Here is a 22,719-nt window from a genome sequence, read left to right as displayed (position 1 = left end):
GTTTTGCGCCATATTCCACTGCTCCGGTCAACGGCTCAGCCCACCCCACGATCCGAGCCAGCTGGCACCAGCAGCAGCTCGTCGTTCAAGCGACGCCGGCAACGGTCTGCAAACTCGACCAGTTCGTCGAGATTGGCCGGGTACGCATCGTGATCGGCCTGGGAGATCGCGTAGTACTCCTCGTAATCGCAGAGGCGATTGGCAACGGGGATAGAAAGGTAATAGCGACCGGAACCAGACTCACGGCCAATGCTGAATCGGCCTGCACGGTTGGTGGCGGTATCGATGAAGGTCATAGGGTTGTAGAAGCTCCGCCGACTACACGAACGGGCCATTTACTCTTCGGCCTGAGGCGCACTGAGGCTCTTGCTGTAGAACCCCGATGGATCGAAACAGCAGACACGCGCCTTGCCGGACGCCAGCATGTCACACGCCTTCTCCACTCGGCTGTTGCGCGTCTTGGCCTGCTTCGCGGACTCGACCCAGTGAACCCAGTCGATTCGAGCGATGGTCGTGGTGGCATCCCACACCGCCTTGGCCTCAGGGGCCGCAGTGAGTGCCTCCTGGAAATCTGGTGGCACCTCCGGCTCCAGCTCGGCCGCCACGGATGCGATCTCCAGTGTCACCACATCGCCCACCTTCACCCCGGCGGCCACACACAGTGCGTTGTCGATCTTCAGCCAGTGGCTCAGTTGCCCATCCGGTTCCAGCGTGGCCTGAAAGGGATGACCGTTGAGAGTGCCCTCGACGCTAGTTCTCCCTCGTCGCGGGAGCTTCTCGCTGGCAGCACGGGGCAGGACCAGAAACGTCCAGTCCTCATCCCCAACCAATTCGGCTGGGCGAAGCAGTAGTGAATCAAAGGAGGATCGGGTCGCGGTTTGGCTCATGTCGGTCACCCTACGGAGAGCGGCGGACTATCGGGAGTTCGGCTAGAGCACAGGAGAATAGCCCTCACCCTTTGGAAGTCAGGCACCATGCTCGAGCACGACGCCTGGGTCCAGATAGAACATCTTGCGCCAGCCTTGCGTACCGGTGCTGTACCGCCAGGGTAGCGGCAACAGCGAGAGGACCGTGTAGTGCAAATGAGGCTGTTTGCCTGCAGCGTTACCCGACGTGCCGACGGCCCCGATCTGAGACATCCGGAATGACATCAATGCGCCACCATTACCACTCGTCCGGCTGGCCTCACCTGCTGCCATCGCGGCTGCAGGTAAGGCCTAGAGCGATTTCATCGACCGGACTTCATCCACCCCGCGATTGGCCAACTGATCGGCACGCTCGTTGCCGGGATGGCCCGTATGGCCGCGCACCCATTGCCACTCCACCTGGTGCCGGTTCACCTGCTCGTCCAGTGCCTGCCACAGGTCGGCGTTCTTCACTGGCTCCTTGGTCGATGTCTTCCAGCCCCGCTTCTTCCAGTTCGGCATCCACTCCTGGATACCTTTCATCACGTACTGGGAGTCGGTGATCAGGCGCACCGCGCAAGGCCTGGTCAGCGCAATCAATGCACAGATCGCCGCCATCAGCTCCATACGGTTATTGGTGGTATTGGGCTCACCGCCCCACAACTCCTTTTCCGATCCTTTATAGATCAACAGAGCACCCCAGCCACCCGGCCCAGGATTGCCCTTGCAGGCGCCGTCGGTATAGATCTCGACTACTTCGGTCATTTATTTCTCTCAGAGCCACCGTCGGACCGCTCGCGAAGCACGCTCGGCGGCATTCTCGGTACGGTTGGTGATCTGCTCAGTTTTCGGAATCGCGCCGACTGACTTTGGCCACAGGCATGGGCAACAGCTTGCCCATGCTGGCTCGATGAATCGGCCGCAGCGGTCGCAGTCCGACCACGAGTTTGCGCGCCACCAGCAGATAAAAGCCCGCACCAGGAGCGTCCATACGTGCGCCCCAGTGCTCCAGTCCGGCCAAGCGGGCCTGCCAGGCTGGCGCGGAAAGCGGCGGACGATAGCACCCGAAGCGGCGTTTCTCCAGCGCGAATCCAAGCAGGCTGAGCCAGTCCGTCAACCTGCCCGGGGAGATGCAGCGCGCCCGGCGAAAGCCATCCCGAGCAAAGTAGTGACGCAGCCCCCAGGCACTCCAGGGGTTGACCCCGGTCACCAGCAGATAACCACCCGGGCGTACGCTGCGCGCCGCCTCGCGCAACAGACCATGCGGGGACAGGCTGAAGTCCAGCCCATGCTGCAGAACCACCACGTCGGCAGCATGCTCCCCCAAGGGCCAAGCCTGTTCATCGCAGGCGATGTGCACCCCCGGTAACGGCGCACCCAGGCGAACATTGCAACGAATCTGGGGGGCCTTGGGTGGCTCGGCAGCCGCCGGACCGTAGTGCACCAGGTAGCCACCGAAGTAACGAGCCAATTCCTCGTCCAGTGCCAATCGCTGCTCCGCGAGCAGCAGCTCACCCAGCGGCGACGCCAGCCATTGCCGCGCGACAGCAGTCAGTTGCAGCCAGTCGGCATCGGCCTGGGCGAATGGTTGTTCGCTCATTGCAGCCTCCATGAACAAGCAGGATGTCGGGAAACCGCCGGCCCGCAGCGGAAATGCCAACGCAGTCGCCGAATGCCTCGGCAATCGGCCTCCTTCCCCTTTGGACTACATCATGATCGACAGGATGGAGATCACGAAGGGCACCTGAGATTAAGATGCGCCATTGCTCCCAGAATGGCGACCCCGAATATGTACCAGATAGATGCCCTTCCGGCCTTTTCCGACAACTACATCTGGCTGCTGCAGGACACTCTCCAGCGTCGCTGCGCCGTGATCGATCCGGGCGACGCTCAGCCGGTCCTGAACTGGCTGGGCGCGCATCCCGAGTGGCGCCTCGATGCGATCTTGATCACCCATCACCATCCCGACCATGTCGGAGGTGTGACCAGGCTCAAGACCGAGACGGGAGCCAGGGTCTATGGTCCCGCTCAGGAAAACATCCCCGCCCGCGACGACGCGCTCGAAGACGGAGCGCAGGTCGAAGTCCTGGGCCGCCAGTTTCTCGTGTACACGGTGCCCGGCCACACCCTGGGTCATATTGCCTATTACCAGGCCGATGAGGGTTGGCTGTTCTCCGGCGATACCCTGTTCGCCGCCGGCTGCGGGCGACTGTTCGAAGGCAGCCCACAACAGATGTACAGCTCTCTGCAGCGGCTTGCGTCGCTGCCCGACAGCACCCACATCTACTGCGCTCATGAATACACCCTCAGCAACCTGCATTTCGCCCGCGCAGCCGAGCCTGGAAACCCTGCGGTCATCAAGCGCCTCGAAGAGGTCCTTGCCTTGCGGGGAGAAGGAAAGATCACGCTGCCCTCGACCATGGCGCTCGAGAAGGCAACCAACCCCTTCCTGCGCTGCAACGAAACATCCATTAATGAAAAAATCGACGAGCGGAGCGGCGCCCGGCAGCGCACGGGCGACGAGGTTTTCGCTTCGCTACGCAGCTGGAAAGACCAGTTCAAAGTCACCTGATGTGACGTCTGCAGCTGGTGAAAACTTGACCACTCCGAGGGCCATTTCTAGAATCCCCCCACTTTTTTTGTGCCGACAGATACTAGATGCCGATGTTTTTATTACCTTTCGGACCCCTTTGCTCCACCGAACTGACGAGGCGCGCAAGGGCTCTGGCGGTAATGGCATGCCTTGGGTTGGCGGGCTGCCAGAGCACGGCTCCCGTCGACGATGTCAGTGACACGGACCCGGCCATCGCCCTGCAACCCGATACGCAGTGGCTCGCGGAAGCGGCCGAGCCGGAGGAGCACAAGGACATCTGGGAGCGCGTGCGCGACGGTTTCAAGCTGCAGGACGAAATCGGCATCAACCCGCGCATCGAGAACCAGCGTCTGTGGTTCGTCAGCAACCCCTCCTTTCTCGAAAACGCCAGCACTCGCGGCAGCCCCTATATCCACTACGTGGTCGAGCGTCTGGAAGAGCGCGACATGCCTATGGAGCTGGCCCTGCTGCCAGTGATCGAAAGCGCTTACAACCCCTACGCCTACTCGCGCAGCCATGCGGTCGGCCTCTGGCAGTTCATTCCCTCAACAGGCCGCCACTTCAACCTCCGGCAGACCAACTGGTACGACGGCCGGAGAGACATCACCGCCTCGACCAACGCGGCCCTGAGCTACCTGACTCGCCTGCACAACATGTTCAACGGCGATTGGCTGTTGGCTCTGGCGGCGTACAACGCCGGTGAAGGTACGGTGAGCCGCGCCATTGAGCGCAATCAGAAGCTTGGTCTGCCGACCGACTACTGGAACCTGCCGCTGCCCAAGGAAACCCAGGACTACGTGCCCAAGCTGCTGGCACTGTCGCAGGTGGTCATGTCTCCGGAAGCCTACGGGGTCGCTCTCAACCCCATCGCCAACGAGCCCTACTTCGAAGAGGTGGCGAGTAAGCCCGGACTCGACCTGGCGCGGCTGGCGGCGATGGTCGACATGGAAGAGGACGAGCTGGAGAGCCTCAACCCGGCATTCAAGAAAGGCATCACCATGGATGGTCCTCAGCATCTGCTGGTACCCATCGACAAGGCCGAGCTGTTCAACGCCAGCCTGGCGATGATGAAGCCTCAGCAACTGGTGCAATGGCAACAGTATCGGGTGCGCTCGGGCGACAATCTGCACAGTATCGCCAATCGTCACCATGTGACGGTCAATGCCCTGAAGGACATCAACAAGCTGCGCAGCAATCACCTGCAGGTGGGACAGACCCTCACCATTCCATCAGCCGGCGGCCGTGAGCCCGTCCAGGCGCTGCATGAGCAGGTCGCCAAGGCACCTGCCAGCGCACCGCAGCGCTACAAGGTGAAGAGCGGCGACAACCTCTGGCAGATCGCCAACGCCCACGGAGTGTCGCTCAAGGATCTGCAGCGCTGGAACGGTTTGAACGCTAGCAGCAGGCTCAGCCTGGGCCAGATGCTGGAGATTCGAGGCGGCTCCGGTGGTACAGGCAACTCGGTGGCGGCGGCCAAGGACGATGATCGACAGAACATCACCTACTACCGGGTCAAGAGTGGCGACTCGATGTACCTGATCGCCCAGCGATTCAAGGTCAACGTCGAGCACATTCAGCGCTGGAACCCGCGCAGCAACAGCAGCGCACTCAAGCCTGGGCAGACACTGACCCTGTATCTGGACTGACCCGCCCGCTCAGCGCTTGCTCAATGCCTCGAAACAACGTGCGGTGAGCTGGGAAAACCGCTGGAAGGCCACGAACTGCTCGTTCTTCAGCGCCCTTCCGGAGAGGCGGCAGTCCGCATAGAGCACGCCGATCTCCCGCGTGCCCGCCAGCAACGGGGCGATGAAGAACATCCCCTGCCCCAGCACTCTCCGCATTGGTAGCGTCACCAGCTCGGCCAGGTTGTAGCTGGCCGGCACCCCCATCCAGAGGGCCTCACGGTTGCGCAACACATAGCTGAAGATGTGTGGCTGCTCAACCTGGGATGCCGGCAACTGGAAATCGCTCAGCCATTGCTCCGTGCCCTCGCCCACCACCCGCTTGGCGCGCAAACGGGTCTGCCCGTCGGCCAGTACCACCAGCATTGCCCGCTCCAGCCCCACACCACGGTGCAGGCCCTTGAGCAGGGTGTCGAGGATCATGTCCACGTCGGCCTTGCCGCTGACCATCATGCCCAGGTCCTGCAACGCCTGCTGCATCACCAGCAGGTCTGGCTGCAGTAGACGAGCCTTGCGCTCCTGCTGTTGCAGCTTGATCTGTTCCGGGTCGGTATTGGGAATCAGCTTGCACAACTGGCCCGCACCGAAAGTGGCGGCGACCTCGACTGTCTCCTGTGCGCTCTCCAGCACCTGCTTGAGCGCATCGTCGGGGCTGACGCCGGTGAAGCTCGCCAGCTGCTGCACCAGCTTCTCCATCTCCGGTGAGTCCCAGCCGTCTAGCGCTGCCTCGCTGATCTTCACGCCCAGACTGATAGCGCGCACCGCCGGATCGTGCTGATTGCCGCCATGGGCAAAAGCGGCCAGCTCACCCAGGTTCCAGCTCTTCACCAGCCCTTGGGTGAGTTGGCGGAAAGTGGTGCCAAGCAACTGCCTCGTCGCCTCATCCACCTCGACCCCAGGCTGCGCCAGGGCATCCGCCAGTTCATCCGCCTGCTCGCCACCACAGGCCCAAAACGCTAACTCGCCTACCGTATGCAGCAGAGCAGCAATGAACACCTCCTCCTGGTTCCGGGTCAGCACATAGCCGGCGATGTTGCGTGCCTGTACGGCAGCATGGAACGAGCGCGCGAGCAGCATCTGCAGCTGCTCGCGCGGCACCCTGGTGAGCAGGCTATCGATCAGGCTCACCGACATGCCGATCAGGCGCACATTGTCGAAGCCGATAAGCACGATGGCTCGGGAAATGGTCCGAATGCTTTCCTGCGAAGGGTTGTAGTAGGCACTGTTACCGACGCGCAGCACCTTGGAGGTAAGCGAGGCGTCGCGCAGCAGCACATCGGCCAGTTGTTGCACCGATGCCTGATCGGCCTGCGACAGACGATGAAGGTCCTGCACCACGGCGGCGAGAGCAGGCAATTCGGCCTGGTTCAAACGGTCTATCCATGCCTGTAACCCGATACTGCGTTCCGCCAAGACAACAACCTCAATTTCAACTTGTTTCAGTGTAGGCAAAATGATGGCACAGCCGTCGAAAAAGGCACTCTTTTTCCTGCGGATACAAGCTGTTACTGTACCGGCAAACAACCAGCCGGCATGCACAGCGCAAATAGGCGATCATCCATCGCCGAACGGCGGCGAAAACACAGCCTCCTGCCTTATACATGCCGCCAGAAAGCCCCATGGACCGGACCCCGCACCCGATGCGTCTCCTGCTCTCGCTGATTATCGGCCTGGCCATGAGTCTTCCCGCTTTCGCGACCCTCAGTGAAAGCCATGGTTATGCCCAGTTCGGCATGCTCAAGTACCCGGCCAGCTTCACCCACTTCGACTGGGTCAACCCTGACGCGCCCAAAGGCGGCACGCTTCGGGTGATGGCCTATGGCACGTTCGACACCCTCAACCCTTACAGCTTCAAGGGCAGCAGCCCTGCGGCCGCGCCCAACTTCCTGCAGTATGGCGTTAGTGAGTTCAACGAGCCGTTGATGGTCGGCACCGGCGCCTACGACCCGTCCGGCGACGAGCCGGCTTCTAGCTACGGGCTTATCGCCAAGAGCGTGGAATACAACGAAGACCGCAGCTGGGTGGTGTTCAACCTGCGCAAGGAAGCACGCTTCCACGACGGCCAGCCGATCACCGCCTACGACGTGGCCTTCTCCTACCGCACCCTGATCAAGGACGGCCACCCGCAGTACCGTACCAACCTGCAGGAAGTCAAAAGGGTCGATATCCTCAACCGCCACCGTATCCGCTTCGTATTCAAGCGTGCCGGCAACCCGCTGCTGATCCTGCGCCTCGGCGAACTGCCTGTATTGGCCCAGCACTACTGGAAGAAGCACGACTTCAAGGCCACCAGCTTCGATGTACCGTTGGGCAGCGGGCCCTATCGAATCACCCAGATCGAGCCGGGACGGCGCCTGGTGTTCGAGCGGGTCAAGGACTGGTGGGGTGAGAAACTGCCGGTCAACCGCGGCAAGTACAACTTCGACCGTGTCGAGGTGGAGTTCTACCGCGACAGCAATGTCGCGTTCGAGGCGTTCAAGGCCGGCGAGTTCGACTTCTACATCGAACACCAGGCTAAGAACTGGGCCAACGGCTACCGCTTCCCGGCCATCGCCCGGGGCGATGTGATCCGTGCCGAAATTCCACACCAGATTCCTACCCAGACCCAGGCGCTGTTCATGAACAGCCGCCGTGACCTCTTCGCCCAGCGCAAGGTACGCGAGGCTCTGGGCCTGATGTTCGACTTCGAGTGGACCAACCGCGCGCTGTTCAACAGCGCCTACAAGCGCAGCACCAGCTATTACCCCAACAGCGAGTTCTCTGCCGACGGCAAGCCAGAAGGCGGCGAGTGGCTGTTGCTCTCACCCTATCGCAAGCAGCTGCAGGCAAAATTGTTCACCGAGCCCTTCACCCTGCCCGCCACCGATGGTCGCGGCATCCCGCGCGAAACACTGCGCCGTGCGCTTGGTCTATTGGCCGAAGCGGGCTGGAAGCCATCCGGCCGCGGACTGCTGAACGCCAAGGGAGAACCGTTGCGCTTCGAGATTCTACTGGTCAACCCCAATCTGGAACGCATTCTCCAGCCCTATACCGAGAACCTGGCCAGCATCGGCATTCGCGCCAGTCTGCGCACCGTCGATCGCGCCCAGTACAAGCAGCGCCTCGACCAGTTCGATTACGACATGATCCTCATGACCCTGCCGCAGAGTCTGAGTCCGGGCCTGGAACAGTGGCTGTACTTCCACTCCAGCCAGGTCGGCGTGAAGGGCAGCAAGAACTATGCAGGTGTACGTCACCCGGTGATCGACACCTTGCTCGACAAACTCCTCGCCGCCCAGACCCGGGAGGAACAGGTGGCGGCTGCCCGAGCACTGGACCGCATCCTGCTCTGGCAGCACTACAGCATTCCCAACTGGTACATCAATCACCATCGTCTGGCGTACCGCAACCGGTTCGCCTTCGTCACCACCCCGCCCTACACCCTGGGACTGCGGGCCTGGTGGCTGAAGCCCACGGAGACCGTTCGATGAGCCCTACCCTGCGCACCCTGGGTGCCGCCCTGTTGATGTTGGCCGGAGCCGTCCAGGCCGAGCCACAACATGCCCTTACCCTCTACGGCGAGCCGCCGAAGTATCCGGCGGGCTTCAAGCACTTCGACTACGTCAACCCCGATGCGCCCAAGGGTGGACTGCTTCGCCAACGAGGGATCGGCGGTTTCGACAGCCTCAACCCCTACATTCCGAAGGGTAACCCGGTGGACGTGGAGCCCCTGCTCTATGACAGCCTGACCTTTCACTCGCAGGACGAGCCGTTCACCGAGTACGGCTTGCTGGCCGAGAAGATCGACAAGGCCGCGGACAACAGCTACGTGCGCTTCTTCCTCAACCCCAAGGCGCGCTTTCACGACGGCCAGCCGGTAACGGCCGACGACGTGATCTTCACCTTCCACACGCTGGTGGAGAAAGGCGACCCCATGTATCGCCACTATTATGCGGACGTGGCGCAGGTGGTTGCCGAAGACAAGCTGACGGTGCGCTTCGATTTCAAGCATCAGAACAATCGCGAATTGCCACTGATCCTCGGCCAGATTCATGTGCTGCCTAAGCATTGGTGGGCCAGTCGCGACTTTTCCAAGGCCAACCTGGAGCCACCGCTGGGCAGCGGCCCATATCGCATCGGCAAGGTGTCACCCGGTAGCCGCATCGAGTTCGAAAGAGTGAAGGACTGGTGGGGCAAGGACTTGCCGGTCAACCGCGGCCTGTATAACTTCGACCGCATCCGCATCGACTACTACCGCGATACCCAGGTCGCGCTGGAGGCCTTCAAGGCCGGGCAGTTCGATACCAACCTAGAGTACTCGGCGAAGGACTGGAACACCGGCTACGACTCGCCGGCATTGCGCGAGGGACGGTTCGTGATGGCCGCCATCCCCAACCACAACCCCGCCGGTATGCAGGGCTACGTGTTCAACCTGCGCCGCCCGATGTTCCAGGACCGCCGTGTGCGTGAGGCCATCTCCCAGCTGTTCGACTTCGAGTGGGCCAGCAAGCAGCTTTTCTACGGGGCCTACAAGCGCACCCACAGCTACTTCGAGAACTCCGAGATGGCCGCCAGGGGCCTACCTGACGAGGCGGAGCTGAAACTGCTCGAGCCACTGCGTGACAAGCTGCCACCGGAAGTCTTTACCCAGGAGTTCATGCCGCCGGTCAGCGACGGCAGCGGCATCATCCGCGAACAGAGCCGCAAGGCCTTCCAGCTCTTGACCGAGGCTGGCTACCGCATCGAAGACGACAAGATGATCGGCCCGGACGGCAAGCAACTGGCCTTCGAGTTCCTCAACTTCCAGCCCAACCTGGAACGGGTGATCCTGCCGTTCAAGCGCAACCTGGCTGAATTGGGCATCGACCTGCAGATCCGCCGCGTCGACACCTCGCAATACATCAACCGCTTGCGCTCGCGCGACTTCGACATGACATCGGCGATCTGGCCGCAGTCCAGCTCGCCGGGCAACGAGCAGCGCGAGTTCTGGCACTCCGCCAGCGCCGACAACCCCGGCAGCCGCAATCTCATGGGCCTGCGCGATCCGGCCATCGACCAGTTGGTGGATGGCCTGATTCGCGCCGATTCGCGGCAATCGTTGATCACCCATGCCCACGCCCTGGATCGCGCCTTACTCTGGGGCCACTATGTGGTACCTAACTACTACGTGGATACCTGGCGAGTGGCCTACTGGAAACGTTTTGGACGCCCGGCGGTCACGCCGTTGTATGACTACGGCCTGATGAGCTGGTGGGAAGAAGCGCCAGCTATCGCGCCGAAGTCCAAGCCCACGCAGAAGCCCGAGCAGGAAGCCCAGTGATGCTGGCCTATATCGTTCGCCGCCTGCTGCTGATCATCCCCACCCTGCTGGGCATCCTCCTGATCAACTTCATCATCGTCCAGGCCGCCCCTGGCGGCCCGGTGGAGCAGATGATCGCCAAGCTGGAAGGCTTCGATGCCGCCTCCGGTGGTGCCACCGGCAGGATTTCCGGAGGTGGCGGCGAAGTCGCCGTAGCCGGCTCCAACTACCGCGGCGCCCAAGGCCTGGACCCGGAACTGGTGGCCGAGATCGAGAAGATGTACGGCTTCGACAAGTCCGCCCCCGAGCGTTTCTGGCTGATGATCAGCAGCTACGCCCAACTGGATTTCGGCGAGAGCTTCTTCCGCGATGCGACGGTGATCGACCTGATCCTGGAAAAGATGCCGGTATCCATCTCGCTAGGACTATGGAGCACCCTGATCACTTACCTGATCTCGATCCCCCTGGGCATCGCCAAGGCCACCCGCCACGGTAGCGCCTTCGACGTCTGGACCAGCTCGGCGATCATCGTCGGCTACGCAATCCCCTCGTTCCTGTTCGCCATCCTGCTGATCGTGCTGTTCGCCGGCGGCAGCTACTGGGACTGGTTCCCCTTGCGCGGGCTGACCTCCGGTAACTTCGACGAACTCAGCCTGGGAGGCAAGATCCTCGACTACTTCTGGCACCTGGCACTGCCGGTGACGGCCCTGGTGATCGGCAACTTCGCCACCCTCACCCTGCTGACCAAGAACAGCTTCCTCGACGAGATCGGCAAGCAGTACGTGACCACCGCCCGCGCCAAGGGCCTGACCGACAGCCGCGTGCTTTACGGCCATGTGTTCCGCAACGCCATGCTGATCGTGGTGGCCGGCTTCCCGGCCGCCTTCCTCGGCATCTTCTTTACCGGCTCAATGCTGATCGAGGTCATCTTCTCCCTCGACGGTCTCGGCCTGTTGGGCTTCGAGTCCATCGTCAACCGCGACTACCCGGTGGTATTCGGCACCCTGTTCATCTTTTCCCTGTTCGGCCTGGTGGCCAAGCTGCTGAGCGACCTGATGTACACCCTGATCGATCCACGCATCGACTTCGAAAGCAGGGAGAACTGAGAATGACGCTCTCCCCCCTCAACCAACGTCGCCTCGCCCTGTTCAAGTCCCATAAGCGTGGCTGGTGGTCGCTGTGGCTGTTCCTCGCCCTGTTCGTGCTGAGCCTGGGCGCCGAGCTGATCGCCAACGACAAGCCGCTGGCCGTGCGCTACGACGGCGAGTGGTACTTCCCGGTGCTCAAGCGCTACCCGGAAACCACCTTTGGTGGCGAGTTCCCACTGCAGGCCAACTACAAGAGCCCCTACATCCAGGAGCTGATCGCAGAGAAGGACGGCTGGATGCTCTGGCCGCCTATCCCCTTCAACTACTCCAGCATCAACTACGAACTGCAGGTGCCAGCACCCGCGCCACCCTCGGGGCAGAACTGGCTGGGTACCGACGACCAGGGCCGCGACGTGCTGGCGCGGGTGATATACGGCTTCCGTGTATCGGTGCTGTTCGCCCTGGCGCTGACCATCGCCAGCTCCATCATCGGCGTCTTCGCCGGCGCCCTGCAAGGCTACTACGGTGGCTGGGTCGACCTGGCCGGCCAGCGCTTCCTCGAGGTCTGGTCCGGCCTACCGGTGCTCTACCTGCTGATCATCCTGGCCAGCTTCGTGCAACCCAACTTCTGGTGGCTGCTGGGCATCATGCTGCTGTTCTCCTGGATGAGCCTGGTCGACGTGGTACGTGCCGAGTTCCTCCGTGGCCGCAACCTGGAGTATGTGCGTGCGGCCCGCGCGCTGGGTATGGGCAATGGCGGCATCATGTTCCACCACATCCTGCCCAACGCCATGGTCTCGACCATGACCTTCATGCCCTTCATTCTGACGGGAGCGATAGGCACCCTGACCTCGCTGGACTTCCTCGGCTTCGGCCTGCCGGCCGGCGAACCCTCGCTGGGCGAGCTGGTGGCCCAAGGCAAGGCCAACCTGCAGGCGCCCTGGCTGGGCATCAGCGCCTTCACGGTATTGGCCCTGATGCTCAGCCTCCTGGTGTTCATCGGCGAAGCCGCTCGCGATGCCTTCGACCCGAGGAAATGAGATGACCGAGCAGAACAACCTCATCGAAGTACGCGACCTGGCCGTCGAGTTCGTCACCGGCGGCAAGGCCGTGCGCGTGATCGAAGGCGTCAGTTTCGACATCCGCAAGGGCGAGACCCTGGCCCTGGTCGGCGAGAGCGGCTCGGGCAAGTCGGTCACCGCCCACTCCATCCTGCGCTTGCTGCCCTACCCGCTGGCCCGCCATCCGGCCGGCAGCATTCAGTATGGCGGCCAGGACCTGCTCAAGCTGGCCCCGGACAAGTTGCGCAGCATCCGTGGCAACCGCATCGCCATGGTGTTCCAGGAGCCGATGACTTCGCTCAACCCGCTGCACACCATCGGCAAGCAGATCGGCGAAGTGCTGGCCTGGCACAAGGGCCTCACCGGCGATGCTGCTCAGGCACGGATCATCGAGCTGCTGGAGCTGGTCGGCATTCCCGAGCCGGCCAAGCGGCTCAAGGCCTATCCGCACGAGCTGTCCGGCGGCCAGCGCCAGCGGGTGATGATCGCCATGGCCCTGGCCAACGAGCCGGAGCTGCTGATCGCCGACGAGCCGACCACCGCGCTGGACGTCACCGTGCAGCTGAAGATCCTCGATCTGCTCAAGGAATTGCAGGCCCGCCTGGGCATGGCACTGCTGCTGATCACCCACGATCTCAACCTGGTTCGGCGAATCGCCCACCGCGTATGTGTCATGCAGCGCGGTTGCATCGTCGAACAGGCGTCGTGTGACGAATTGTTCCGCGCTCCGCAGCATCCCTATACCCAGGAACTGCTCGGCGCCGAGCCCAGCGGCATGCCTGCGGACAACCCCGCCGGCGCGCCGCTACTGGAAGTGGACGACCTGCGCGTGTGGTTCCCGATCAAGAAAGGGTTGCTGCGGCGTACGGTGGACCATGTGAAGGCGGTGGATGGTATCGACTTCAGCCTGCTGCAGGGCCAGACCCTGGGCATCGTGGGCGAGAGCGGTTCCGGCAAATCCACCCTCGGCATGGCGATCCTGCGGCTGCTGAGCAGCCAGGGCGCCATCCGTTTCCAGGGCCAGGCGCTGGACGGGTTATCGCAACAGGCCGTAAGGCCTCTGCGGCGGCAGATGCAGGTGGTCTTCCAGGACCCCTTCGGCAGTCTCAGCCCACGCATGTGCGTGAGCCAGATCGTCGGCGAGGGCCTGCGCATCCATGGCATGGGCAGCGAAGAGGAGCAGGAACAGGCCGTCATCGACGCTCTCAAGGAGGTAGGGCTGGACCCAGAGACTCGGTTCCGCTACCCCCATGAGTTTTCCGGCGGGCAACGGCAGCGGATTGCCATTGCCCGGGCACTGGTGCTGAAACCGGCGCTGATACTGCTGGACGAGCCCACTTCGGCGCTCGACCGCACAGTACAGCGCCAAGTGGTGGAACTGCTGCGCTCGTTGCAGGCCAAGTACAACCTGACGTACCTGTTCATCAGCCATGATCTGGCGGTGGTCAGGGCCCTGAGCCACCAGCTGATGGTGGTGAAACAGGGCAAGGTGGTTGAACAGGGGCCGGCCGAGACGGTGTTCGCCGCGCCACAGCACCCCTATACCCAGCAGTTGCTGGAGGCCGCATTCATGGTCCCAGCAACCGCCGACTAACTGAAAGAGGAATGACGCACATGGGTTTTCTCGCCGGTAAGCGCGTACTGATCGTTGGCGTGGCCAGCAAACTGTCGATCGCCTCGGGCATCGCCGCCGCCATGCACCGCGAGGGCGCCGAGCTCGCCTTCACCTACCAGAACGACAAGCTCAAGGGCCGCGTCGAAGAATTCGCCGCTGGCTGGGGCTCCAACCCCGAGCTGTGCTTCCCCTGCGACGTGGCCAATGACGACGAGATCGCCAAGGTCTTCGAGGAGCTGAGCAAGAAGTGGGACGGCCTGGACTGCATCGTCCACTCCGTCGGCTTCGCCCCGGGCGACCAGCTGGATGGCGACTTCACCGCCGTCACCACCCGTGACGGCTTCAAGATCGCTCATGACATCAGCGCCTACAGCCTAGTGGCCCTGGCCAAGGCTGGTCGCGAGCTGATGCAGGGCCGAAATGGCAGTATCCTCACCCTTTCCTACCTGGGCGCTGAGCGCACCATGCCCAACTACAACGTGATGGGCATGGCCAAGGCCAGCCTGGAGGCCGGCGTACGCTACCTGGCCGGCAGCCTCGGCCCAGAAGGCATCCGCGTCAACGCTATCTCCGCCGGCCCGATCCGCACCCTGGCCGCCAGCGGCATCAAGAGCTTCCGCAAGATGCTCGCTGCCAACGAGAAGCAGACCCCGCTGCGCCGCAACGTGACCATCGAGGAAGTCGGCAATGCCGGCGCCTTCCTCTGCTCCGACCTGGCCTCGGGCATCAGTGGCGAGATCCTCTACGTCGACGGCGGCTTCAACACCACCGCCATGGGCGCCATCGAAGACTGACAGGCGGCGCCAGTCACCGCCTTCCAGGCACAAAAAAGGCTCCCATGGAGCCTTTTTTGTTGGCGAGACCTTTAATCCTTGCGCGACGGCGATAGCAATTCGACCTTGTAGCCGTCCGGGTCCTCGATAAATGCCAGGATGCTGCTGCCATGCTTCATCGGGCCCGGCTCGCGGGTGATCTTGCCGCCTCGGGAACGGATGTCCTCACAAGCCTTGTAGACGTCTTCCACTTCCAGGGCGATGTGACCGTAAGCAGTCCCCAGCTCGTACTGGTCAACACCCCAGTTGTAGGTCAGCTCGATTACGCTGTTCTCAGCCTCATTGCCGTAGCCGACGAAGGCCAAAGTGAACTGGCCGTCAGGGTAGTCCTTGCGACGCAGCAGGGTCATGCCCAGCACTTCGGTATAGAAGGCGATGGAGCGATCCATGTCGCCGACGCGCAGCATGGTATGCAGCAGTCTCATCGGGTTTTCCTCATCGGTGCCCTTTTGCGGGCTTATAAAAACAGAACCCCGGCTTGTGGCCGGGGTTCGTCTGGCTCGGCGCTAGCTTATCAGAACAGCTTGCGGCCCTTGCCGGCGGCGATGCGCATGCGCAGGGCGTTGAGCTTAATGAAGCCCGCAGCATCCGCCTGGTTGTAAGCGCCGCCATCTTCCTCGAAGGTCGCGATGTTGGCGTCGAACAGCGAGTCGTCGGACTTGCGGCCAACCACGATGACGTTGCCCTTGTACAGCTTCAGGCGCACCACACCGTTCACGTTGGTCTGCGAGGCGTCGATCATCTGCTGCAGCATCAGACGCTCCGGGCTCCACCAGTAACCGGTGTAGATCAGGCTGGCGTACTTGGGCATCAGCTCGTCTTTCAGGTGGGCCACTTCGCGGTCCAGGGTGATCGACTCGATGGCACGGTGTCCGCGTAGCATGATGGTGCCTCCGGGGGTCTCGTAGCAGCCGCGGGACTTCATGCCGACGTAGCGGTTCTCGACAATGTCGAGACGGCCGATGCCGTTGGCGCCGCCGATGCGGTTCAGCTCGGCCAGTACCTGGGCCGGGCTCATGTCCTTGCCGTCGATGGCGACGATGTCACCCTTGCGGTAGGTCAGCTCGATGTACGTCGGAGTGTCAGGTGCGGCTTCCGGCGAGACGCTCCACTTCCACATGTCTTCTTCATGCTCGGTCCAGGTGTCTTCCAGCACACCGCCCTCATAGGAGATGTGCAGCAGGTTGGCGTCCATGGAGTACGGAGATTTCTTCTTGCCGTGGCGCTCGATCGGGATGCCATGCCTCTCGGCGTAGTCCATCAGTTTCTCGCGGGACAGCAGGTCCCACTCACGCCACGGGGCGATCACTTTCACGCCCGGCTTCAGCGCGTAGGCACCCAGTTCGAAACGTACCTGATCGTTACCCTTGCCGGTGGCGCCGTGGGATATGGCGTCGGCGCCGGTCTCGTTGGCGATCTCGATCAGGCGCTTGGCGATCAGCGGACGGGCGATGGAAGTACCCAGCAGGTACTCGCCTTCGTAGATGGTGTTGGCGCGGAACATCGGATAGACGAAGTCGCGGACAAACTCTTCGCGCAGATCATCGATGTAGATTTCCTTGACGCCCATGGCCTGCGCCTTGGCGCGGGCCGGCTCGACCTCTTCGCCCTGGCCGAGGTCGGCGGTGAAGGTCACCACTTCGCAGTTATAAGTATCTTGCAGCCACTTGAGGATCACCGAGGTGTCCAGGCCACCGGAATAGGCCAGAACTACCTTCTTAACGTCCGCCATGCCAATCAACTCCACGGGTTGTACGGAAAACCGAGGATTCTACCGACCGTGCGGAATGATTTACAGGGGCGCGACAGACACTAGCGACAAAGCGACAGATTTATTTTGTGTACGGCGTCAGGAATTGGCCGCCGGAGCGGCAGGAGACTCGCTCGCGGGGGGCGTGCTGGCCGGGGGACTGCTCGGGGCAGGTTCGGCTGGCGCCTCGATCACCGGCTCGCGGGATAGTGTCATGGTCACCCGGCGATTCGTCGCCCGGTTGGCCTCGCTGTTGTTCTTCACCAGCGGGTAACGCTCGCCATGAAAGCGCACGATGATCTGTTCGGGTGGAATGCCGTGGGCCTTCAGGTACTCCTCCACAGCCATCGCTCGCCGGCGCGAAGTGTCGCGATTGGTCAGGCGATTGCCGGAGTTGTCGGAGTGACCATCCAGCTGGAAGCGGTTGACGGTAGGGTCTGCCTTGATGAAGTCGAGGATGATGTCGATCTTGGCCTGGGCCAGTGGCTCCAGTGCCGCTCCGCCACCGGGGAAGCCCAGCTGGGTCTGGCGGATCTGATCGAAGTTGACCGGCAGGAGGCCGACAGTGCACTTGAGGTAGTCGTTGTAGGCCTGGTTGAATTTGACAGGCAACAGGCGCACCTCCAGGTTATCACCGCCCTGCAAGGTGCGATGACGTACCAGCGGGCTGCGACCTTCCATCAGCCCGGTGAGCAAGCGCCCAGCCTGTTCCTGATTGCTGTTGAACGGCACCTGACCATTGCCGACAGCCAGCGCGCCAAGGTTGATGTCACCGCGTCCGGGCTGCCAGGGTGCGGCAGCCGCCAGCAGGGTCGCGGAGCCGGCTCCCATCCAGCGCTCACGGACCTTGAGACGGAATGTCGCCTGTTCTCCAGCACGACGCACGAATTCACCACTACCAAAATCGGCGATGGGCTGACTCAGGCGACACTCGAACTGATCACCTTCTACCTTCCACTCCACCTTCTCCATGCGCGTCTGGAACGTGATGGCCACAGCCGGCATGCACCAGGGCACGCAGGCAAGCAGGCTGAGCAGGAGAAGGCTGGGCTGGCGCAAGATCGGCTCCGTGGGGAGATACGGCTTTCATAGCCCATATCGGCGGTCGCCGGGGAAACTTGATAGACCGTCCGTAGGGTTCACCGTCTTTTCACCGATAATCACGCTGCCGCATCAAATGGCACCAGAGCAGGCGCGGGATGCAGGCAAAGCTGGTAGCATTTCCGCACGTTTTACCTGCCGGGAATCCCCATGTCCGACCGCATTACCCTGCTGCGCCCAGACGACTGGCACATCCATCTGCGCGATGGTGCCGTCCTGCAGCATACCGTCCGCGATGTCGCGCGGACCTTCGCTCGCGCCATCATCATGCCCAACCTGGTACCGCCGGTGCGCAACGCCGACGAGGCCGACGCCTATCGTCAGCGCATCCTGGCTGCCCGCCCGGCCGGCAGCCGTTTCGAGCCGCTGATGGTGCTCTACCTCACCGACAAGACCAGCACCGAAGACGTGCGCGCCGCCAAGGCCAGCGGCTTCGTGCATGCCGCCAAGCTGTACCCGGCCGGCGCCACTACCAACTCCGATTCCGGCGTGACCAGCATCGACAACATCTTCCACGTGCTCGAAGCGATGGCAGAAGTCGGCCTGCCACTGCTGGTACACGGCGAAGTGACCCGCGCGGAAGTTGACGTGTTCGACCGCGAGAAGCGCTTTATCGATGAGCACCTGACCCGTGTGGTCGAGCGCTTCCCGACCCTGAAGGTGGTGTTCGAGCACATCACCACCGGCGATGCCGCCGCCTTCGTTAAGGCCGCCCCGGCCAACGTCGGCGCCACCATCACCGCTCATCACCTGCTATACAACCGCAACCACATGCTGGTTGGCGGCATTCGCCCGCACTTCTATTGCCTGCCGATCCTCAAGCGCAACACCCACCAGGAAGCCCTGCTGGATGCAGCCACCAGCGGCAGCCCGAAGTTCTTCCTCGGCACCGACTCGGCGCCGCACGCCAAGCACGCCAAGGAAGCCGCCTGCGGCTGCGCCGGCTGCTACACCGCGCACGCCGCCATCGAGCTGTATGCCGAGGCCTTCGAGCAGCGTAAAGCGCTGGACAAGCTGGAGGGCTTCGCCAGCCAGCACGGCCCGGACTTCTACGGCCTGCCGCGCAACACCGACCACATCACCCTGGTGCGCGAGGAATGGACCGGCCCGAGCGAACTGCCGCTGGGCGAGAGCCTGGTGATTCCGCTACGCGCTGGCGAGAAACTGCAATGGCGCCTGCTGGAGGATCAAGCGTGAGCGAAGATAACTTCGACGACGAACTCGACGGCAGCCTGCCTTCCGGCCCGCGCCACCCGATGGCCGCGCGCTTCCGCGGCTACCTGCCGGTGGTGGTGGACGTGGAGACCGGCGGCTTCAACTCCGCCACCGACGCATTGCTGGAGATCGCCGCGACTACCATCGCTATGGATGAGGGCGGCTTCCTCTACCCGGATCACACCCACTTCTTCCGCGTCGAACCCTTCGAGGGCGCCAACATCGAGGCGGCGGCGCTGGAGTTCACCGGCATCAAGCTCGATCACCCGCTGCGCATGGCGGTGAGCGAGGAGCACGCGCTGACCGAAATATTCAAGGGCTTGCGCAAGTCGATCAAGGCCAATGGCTGCAAACGCGCCATTCTGGTCGGCCACAACAGCAGCTTCGATCTCGGCTTCCTGAATGCTGCCGTGGCTCGCTGCGACCTCAAGCGCAACCCGTTCCACCCCTTCTCCAGCTTCGATACCGCCACCCTGGCCGGCCTCGCCTATGGACAGACCGTACTGGCCAAGGCCTGCCAGGCCGCCGGCATCGACTTCGACGGCAAGGAAGCGCACTCCGCGCGCTACGACACCGAGAAGACCGCCGAGCTGTTCTGCGGCATCGTCAACCGCTGGAAGGAAATGGGCGGTTGGGACGATTTCGACCAGTAAGCGCCTCACAGACCAAGAACCCGGCCCCGGCCGGGTTTTTTATTGCAATGCGAAAATCAAACATGCGGGAAGAACTGCGGTCAAGCTTTGACAAGCATTCTCATTAACATTAGTATCCGATCCCAAGAGCTACTCCACACCACTTCGAGCCTGCCCATGTACGTTTGCCTCTGCCAGGGTGTTACTGACGGTCAAATTCGCGAAGCTATCTACGAGGGCTGCTGCAGCTATCGTGAGGTGCGCGAGAGCCTCGGCGTGGGCACCCAGTGCGGCAAGTGCGCCTGCCTGGCCAAGCAAGTGGTACGTGAGACCCTGAGTGACGTGCAGAGCAGCCAGGCAGCCCTCGCCTGCAGTGCCAGCTTCGTCGCCGCCTGATACCCCTGAATACGAAAAAGCCGGACCTTGTGTCCGGCTTTCTTATGCCTGCAAGAAACGATCAGGCCTGCGGTACGCCGCTATGGAAGCGAAACTCGTCGTCCGGCGACTCGATCAGCTCGCGCTCCGCCTCGCGAACTCGCTCGACCACCTGATCAACATCAGACTCCTCACCATACTGGTAAGCCAGCTTGAGGTAACCCTGAAAGTGCCGAGCCTCGGACTTCAGCAGACCACCGTAGAACTTGCCTAGCTCTTCGTCGAGGTGCGGTACCAACGCCTCGAAGCGTTCGCAGCTACGTGCCTCAATGAAGGCACCCACCACCAGGGTATCCACCAGTTTCTGCGGCTCATGATTGCGCACCAGCTTACGCAGGCCTGAGGCATAACGCGCGGCCGATACCGGGCGTAAATCGATGCGGCGCTTCTTCATGATGCGCAGCACCTGCTCGTGATGTACCAGCTCCTCGCGGGCAAGGCGCGACATGAAGTTGACCAGATCCAGCTCCTGACTGTATTTGGCCATCAGCGCCATGGCTGTGGACGCAGCCTTGAACTCGTTGTTCTTGTGATCGATCAGCAGGGTTTCCTGATCGACCAGTGCCGCCTGTACCCAGGCAGCCGGGGTGGGACAGGCGAGAAAGTCATGTATTTCAGGGAGATTCACGAGAGTGATCCAGGGATATCGGCGTTGACCGGTGTTGGCACAGGCATCAAGGGCGGGCCATTATACGGATGAAGGCGCGCGGGGCCAGCCAGCCCGTGATGCAGGTCAAAACCACTGCCGCCTGCCGTCTCTATAGTGAGTCACATACAAGTACTTCGCACAGGGAAACGCTCATGCAAGCCATACGCAGCATTCTGGTGGTGATGAATCCTCAACACCCTGAGAACCTTGCACTCAGGCGCGCCAAGTTGATCGCAGGGGTGACCCAGTCGCACCTGCATCTGCTGGTTTGCGACAAGAAGGGTGACCATGGCGCTTATCTCGCAGAACATCAGGCGGCGTTGCAACAGGAAGGTTTCAACGTCACCACCCAGCAGGCCTGGCATGACGGGGTCTACCAGACCATCATCGCAGCGCAGCAGGTGGAAGGCTGCGGCCTGGTCATCAAGCAGCACGTTCCCGACAACCCGCTGAAGAAGGCATTGCTCACTCCCGAAGACTGGAAGCTGCTGCGCTATTGCCCGAGCCCGGTCCTGATGGTCAAGACTGATCGTCCTTGGACCGGTGGCATCATTCTCGCCGCCGTGGACGTTGGTAACGGTGATGCGGAGCACCGCACCTTGCACTCCGGACTCATCAGCAATGGCTACGACATCGCGCGCCTGGCCAACGGTACATTGCACGTGATTACGGCTCACCCCTCCCCCATGCTTTCGGCGGCCGACCCGACCTTCCAACTCAAGGAAACCATCGAAGCCAGGTATCGCGAGCAATGCAAAGCGTTCCAGGCTGAATACGATATCAGCAACGAGCGCCTGCACGTTGAGGAAGGCCCTGCCGATGTGCTGATTCCGCACACTGCTCGCAAACTCGATGCAGTCGTCACCATCATCGGCACCGTGGCTCGTACCGGCCTATCCGGAGCCTTGATCGGCAACACCGCCGAAGTGGTGCTCGACTCTCTGGAAAGCGACGTATTGGTTGCCAAGCCCGACGACATCATCGCTCATCTGGAGGAGCTGGTGGCTCAACGCTGAGGAATCGCAGCGAACAGGGCCCTGGTCTACCCAGAGCTCCGAGCCCGATGTCAGCCGGCATCGGGCTTTTTTTCTTGTGGCGTCAGCCGGCGCCAAGCGGATGTCGAGCCTCTCTTTCGCCGAAGGCCAGACGCAGCCAGTGGCGGTAGAAGCCCTCGGCCACCTTGTGCAGCGACTCGATGCGCGCCGGCAAATCGGTGAGCATCTGCCGCTGCCCCTGCTGGCTGGCCTGGGTCTCGTCCAACAGGTGCGACCAGTCGCGCAACCAGCCTCGCACCAGCTCCTCGGTCACCTCCGGATGCCCCTGCAGGGCCAGCACTTTGTCGCCCCAGGCGAACCCCTGGTTCGGGCACCAGGGGCTGGACAGCAACCACTCGGCACCGGTCGGCAGGTCGAAGGTGTCGCTGTGCCACTGGTACACCGGGAACTCGCGCGGCAGATGCACCAGCCAGGGGCTGTCGGCTTCGCGCCGCACCAACGGCTGCCAACCCACCTCGGTGTAGGGCATGCGATGCACCGCGGCACCGAGCGCACGGGCGATCAGCTGGCCGCCCAGGCAGTGGCCAATGATGGGAATGTCGCGACGGATGAAATGCTGCAGCGCGGCGATCTCCGCCCCGATCCAGGGCAGGTCGTCGTTGACGCTCATCGGCCCACCCATCACCGCCACCGCGCGGGGGCGATCCAGGTCGTAGCCGTCCAGCTCATCGAGGTCGGTGCGTAGCACCGTGAAGTCGAGGCCCTGCTCTTCCAGAACGGTAGCAAGATGGCCCGGAGCACAATAATCGACGTGGGTCAGAATCAGAATGTCGGTCATGACTACTCTTCGTTGTTCGCTTGCCAAGGCAAGGCTCGTGCCGGAACAC

23 protein-coding genes and 1 pseudogene are annotated in these 22,719 nt (G+C 62.4%); 13 read left to right on the top strand and 11 right to left on the bottom strand.

Annotated features, from left to right (window positions below; translation table 11 throughout):
• Positions 1–35 precede the first annotated feature (35 nt).
• From IB234_RS16010 to IB234_RS15995, 5 genes and pseudogenes are all read right to left on the bottom strand, one after another.
• Complete coding sequence (locus tag IB234_RS16010) at positions 36–335, bottom strand: hypothetical protein (protein ID WP_225580627.1); 300 nt, start codon at positions 333–335, stop codon at positions 36–38.
• Positions 336–887 (bottom strand): YdeI/OmpD-associated family protein, encoded by a 552-nt coding sequence (locus IB234_RS16005; protein WP_192319632.1) that lies wholly within the window; start codon positions 885–887, stop codon positions 336–338.
• Between the two features lie 78 nt (positions 888–965).
• Positions 966–1,136, bottom strand: a pseudogene (locus IB234_RS24250) (M23 family peptidase); the annotation flags it as partial.
• Positions 1,137–1,217: 81 nt separating this feature from the next.
• On the bottom strand, positions 1,218–1,670 hold the full coding sequence (gene rnhA / locus IB234_RS16000; RefSeq protein ID WP_192319630.1) for a ribonuclease HI: 453 nt from the start codon (positions 1,668–1,670) through the stop codon (positions 1,218–1,220).
• Positions 1,671–1,746: 76 nt separating this feature from the next.
• Positions 1,747–2,505, bottom strand: coding sequence for a class I SAM-dependent methyltransferase (locus IB234_RS15995; protein WP_192319628.1), 759 nt, complete (start codon positions 2,503–2,505; stop codon positions 1,747–1,749).
• A 10-nt stretch (positions 2,506–2,515) separates the two neighbouring features.
• Between IB234_RS15995 and IB234_RS15990 the strand changes: the two genes are divergently transcribed.
• From IB234_RS15990 to IB234_RS15980, 3 genes are all read left to right on the top strand, one after another.
• Complete coding sequence (locus IB234_RS15990; RefSeq protein WP_192319626.1) at positions 2,516–2,653, top strand: hypothetical protein; 138 nt, start codon at positions 2,516–2,518, stop codon at positions 2,651–2,653.
• 41 nt (positions 2,654–2,694) lie between these two features.
• Complete coding sequence (gene gloB / locus IB234_RS15985; protein ID WP_192319624.1) at positions 2,695–3,477, top strand: hydroxyacylglutathione hydrolase; 783 nt, start codon at positions 2,695–2,697, stop codon at positions 3,475–3,477.
• A gap of 92 nt (positions 3,478–3,569) precedes the next feature.
• Positions 3,570–5,144, top strand: a complete 1,575-nt coding sequence (locus IB234_RS15980) for a LysM peptidoglycan-binding domain-containing protein (RefSeq protein WP_192319622.1) — start codon at positions 3,570–3,572, stop codon at positions 5,142–5,144.
• 9 nt (positions 5,145–5,153) lie between these two features.
• On the opposite strand, the gene IB234_RS15975 is transcribed toward IB234_RS15980, so the two are convergent.
• Positions 5,154–6,593 carry an HDOD domain-containing protein gene (locus tag IB234_RS15975; RefSeq protein ID WP_192319620.1) on the bottom strand — a complete coding sequence of 480 codons (1,440 nt, stop codon included), beginning with the start codon at positions 6,591–6,593 and terminating at the stop codon, positions 5,154–5,156.
• Between the two features lie 227 nt (positions 6,594–6,820).
• Between IB234_RS15975 and IB234_RS15970 the strand changes: the two genes are divergently transcribed.
• From IB234_RS15970 to fabI, 6 genes are read left to right on the top strand one after another with little or no spacing between them, the layout of a single operon-like run.
• Positions 6,821–8,650, top strand: coding sequence for an extracellular solute-binding protein (locus IB234_RS15970; RefSeq protein WP_192320068.1), 1,830 nt, complete (start codon positions 6,821–6,823; stop codon positions 8,648–8,650).
• A complete protein-coding gene (locus IB234_RS15965) occupies positions 8,647–10,479 on the top strand; it encodes an extracellular solute-binding protein (protein WP_192319618.1) in 1,833 nt (610 codons plus the stop codon). The genes IB234_RS15970 and IB234_RS15965 overlap by 4 nt, the downstream gene beginning before the upstream one ends.
• Complete coding sequence (locus IB234_RS15960) at positions 10,479–11,564, top strand: microcin C ABC transporter permease YejB (protein ID WP_192319616.1); 1,086 nt, start codon at positions 10,479–10,481, stop codon at positions 11,562–11,564. The genes IB234_RS15965 and IB234_RS15960 overlap by 1 nt, the downstream gene beginning before the upstream one ends.
• A 2-nt stretch (positions 11,565–11,566) precedes the next feature.
• Positions 11,567–12,586, top strand: a complete 1,020-nt coding sequence (locus IB234_RS15955) for an ABC transporter permease (RefSeq protein ID WP_192319614.1) — start codon at positions 11,567–11,569, stop codon at positions 12,584–12,586.
• A 1-nt stretch (position 12,587) separates the two neighbouring features.
• Positions 12,588–14,201, top strand: coding sequence for an ABC transporter ATP-binding protein (locus tag IB234_RS15950; protein ID WP_192319612.1), 1,614 nt, complete (start codon positions 12,588–12,590; stop codon positions 14,199–14,201).
• A gap of 20 nt (positions 14,202–14,221) precedes the next feature.
• Positions 14,222–15,016, top strand: coding sequence for an enoyl-ACP reductase FabI (gene fabI, locus IB234_RS15945; protein WP_192319610.1), 795 nt, complete (start codon positions 14,222–14,224; stop codon positions 15,014–15,016).
• Positions 15,017–15,087: 71 nt separating this feature from the next.
• Here fabI and gloA read toward each other — a convergent pair whose 3' ends face one another.
• The 3 genes from gloA to IB234_RS15930 all read right to left on the bottom strand — a co-directional run bounded on the left by gloA (position 15,088) and on the right by IB234_RS15930 (position 17,864).
• Positions 15,088–15,480, bottom strand: a complete 393-nt coding sequence (gloA, locus tag IB234_RS15940; RefSeq protein ID WP_192319608.1) for a lactoylglutathione lyase — start codon at positions 15,478–15,480, stop codon at positions 15,088–15,090.
• 89 nt (positions 15,481–15,569) lie between these two features.
• Positions 15,570–16,787 carry an argininosuccinate synthase gene (locus IB234_RS15935; protein ID WP_192319606.1) on the bottom strand — a complete coding sequence of 406 codons (1,218 nt, stop codon included), beginning with the start codon at positions 16,785–16,787 and terminating at the stop codon, positions 15,570–15,572.
• 117 nt (positions 16,788–16,904) lie between these two features.
• Positions 16,905–17,864 (bottom strand): flagellar protein MotY, encoded by a 960-nt coding sequence (locus tag IB234_RS15930; RefSeq protein WP_318652029.1) that lies wholly within the window; start codon positions 17,862–17,864, stop codon positions 16,905–16,907.
• 192 nt (positions 17,865–18,056) lie between these two features.
• Here IB234_RS15930 and pyrC point away from each other — a divergent pair, with 192 nt between their 5' ends.
• The 3 genes from pyrC (at position 18,057) to IB234_RS15915 (ending at position 20,149) form a co-directional block, all read left to right on the top strand.
• Positions 18,057–19,103: a dihydroorotase gene (gene pyrC / locus IB234_RS15925; protein ID WP_192319604.1), complete on the top strand. Its 1,047-nt coding sequence runs from the start codon at positions 18,057–18,059 to the stop codon at positions 19,101–19,103.
• Positions 19,100–19,774: a ribonuclease T gene (gene rnt / locus IB234_RS15920; protein WP_192319602.1), complete on the top strand. Its 675-nt coding sequence runs from the start codon at positions 19,100–19,102 to the stop codon at positions 19,772–19,774. Before pyrC ends, rnt begins: the two co-directional genes overlap by 4 nt.
• A gap of 156 nt (positions 19,775–19,930) precedes the next feature.
• On the top strand, positions 19,931–20,149 hold the full coding sequence (locus IB234_RS15915) for a bacterioferritin-associated ferredoxin (protein WP_192319600.1): 219 nt from the start codon (positions 19,931–19,933) through the stop codon (positions 20,147–20,149).
• A gap of 61 nt (positions 20,150–20,210) precedes the next feature.
• Here IB234_RS15915 and IB234_RS15910 read toward each other — a convergent pair whose 3' ends face one another.
• Positions 20,211–20,816 (bottom strand): tRNA-(ms[2]io[6]A)-hydroxylase, encoded by a 606-nt coding sequence (locus IB234_RS15910; RefSeq protein WP_192319598.1) that lies wholly within the window; start codon positions 20,814–20,816, stop codon positions 20,211–20,213.
• A 173-nt stretch (positions 20,817–20,989) separates the two neighbouring features.
• Between IB234_RS15910 and IB234_RS15905 the strand changes: the two genes are divergently transcribed.
• Complete coding sequence (locus IB234_RS15905; protein WP_192319596.1) at positions 20,990–21,853, top strand: universal stress protein; 864 nt, start codon at positions 20,990–20,992, stop codon at positions 21,851–21,853.
• Positions 21,854–21,935: 82 nt separating this feature from the next.
• Here IB234_RS15905 and IB234_RS15900 read toward each other — a convergent pair whose 3' ends face one another.
• Positions 21,936–22,670, bottom strand: a complete 735-nt coding sequence (locus IB234_RS15900) for a type 1 glutamine amidotransferase (RefSeq protein ID WP_192319594.1) — start codon at positions 22,668–22,670, stop codon at positions 21,936–21,938.
• Positions 22,671–22,719: the final 49 nt, after the last annotated feature.

This window comes from Pseudomonas sp. PDM16, assembly GCF_014851865.1.
GTDB lineage: Bacteria > Pseudomonadota > Gammaproteobacteria > Pseudomonadales > Pseudomonadaceae > Aquipseudomonas.
The sequence above is the reverse complement of the archived record's forward strand: the minus strand, read 5'-3'. Positions and strand labels throughout refer to the sequence as shown.

Coding starts and splice junctions, on each gene's coding strand:
- rnhA (WP_192319630.1), bottom strand. CDS start 1,670: ATGACCGAAGTAGTCGAGATCTATACCGACGGCGCCTGCAAGGGCAAT.
- IB234_RS15915 (WP_192319600.1), top strand. CDS start 19,931: ATGTACGTTTGCCTCTGCCAGGGTGTTACTGACGGTCAAATTCGCGAA.
- IB234_RS15955 (WP_192319614.1), top strand. CDS start 11,567: ATGACGCTCTCCCCCCTCAACCAACGTCGCCTCGCCCTGTTCAAGTCC.
- fabI (WP_192319610.1), top strand. CDS start 14,222: ATGGGTTTTCTCGCCGGTAAGCGCGTACTGATCGTTGGCGTGGCCAGC.
- IB234_RS15950 (WP_192319612.1), top strand. CDS start 12,588: ATGACCGAGCAGAACAACCTCATCGAAGTACGCGACCTGGCCGTCGAG.
- IB234_RS15905 (WP_192319596.1), top strand. CDS start 20,990: ATGCAAGCCATACGCAGCATTCTGGTGGTGATGAATCCTCAACACCCT.
- gloA (WP_192319608.1), bottom strand. CDS start 15,480: ATGAGACTGCTGCATACCATGCTGCGCGTCGGCGACATGGATCGCTCC.
- IB234_RS15990 (WP_192319626.1), top strand. CDS start 2,516: ATGAACAAGCAGGATGTCGGGAAACCGCCGGCCCGCAGCGGAAATGCC.
- IB234_RS15980 (WP_192319622.1), top strand. CDS start 3,570: ATGTTTTTATTACCTTTCGGACCCCTTTGCTCCACCGAACTGACGAGG.
- IB234_RS15995 (WP_192319628.1), bottom strand. CDS start 2,505: ATGAGCGAACAACCATTCGCCCAGGCCGATGCCGACTGGCTGCAACTG.
- IB234_RS16010 (WP_225580627.1), bottom strand. CDS start 335: ATGGCCCGTTCGTGTAGTCGGCGGAGCTTCTACAACCCTATGACCTTC.
- IB234_RS16005 (WP_192319632.1), bottom strand. CDS start 887: ATGAGCCAAACCGCGACCCGATCCTCCTTTGATTCACTACTGCTTCGC.
- pyrC (WP_192319604.1), top strand. CDS start 18,057: ATGTCCGACCGCATTACCCTGCTGCGCCCAGACGACTGGCACATCCAT.
- IB234_RS15965 (WP_192319618.1), top strand. CDS start 8,647: ATGAGCCCTACCCTGCGCACCCTGGGTGCCGCCCTGTTGATGTTGGCC.
- IB234_RS15970 (WP_192320068.1), top strand. CDS start 6,821: ATGCGTCTCCTGCTCTCGCTGATTATCGGCCTGGCCATGAGTCTTCCC.
- IB234_RS15960 (WP_192319616.1), top strand. CDS start 10,479: ATGCTGGCCTATATCGTTCGCCGCCTGCTGCTGATCATCCCCACCCTG.
- gloB (WP_192319624.1), top strand. CDS start 2,695: ATGTACCAGATAGATGCCCTTCCGGCCTTTTCCGACAACTACATCTGG.
- IB234_RS15900 (WP_192319594.1), bottom strand. CDS start 22,670: ATGACCGACATTCTGATTCTGACCCACGTCGATTATTGTGCTCCGGGC.
- IB234_RS15935 (WP_192319606.1), bottom strand. CDS start 16,787: ATGGCGGACGTTAAGAAGGTAGTTCTGGCCTATTCCGGTGGCCTGGAC.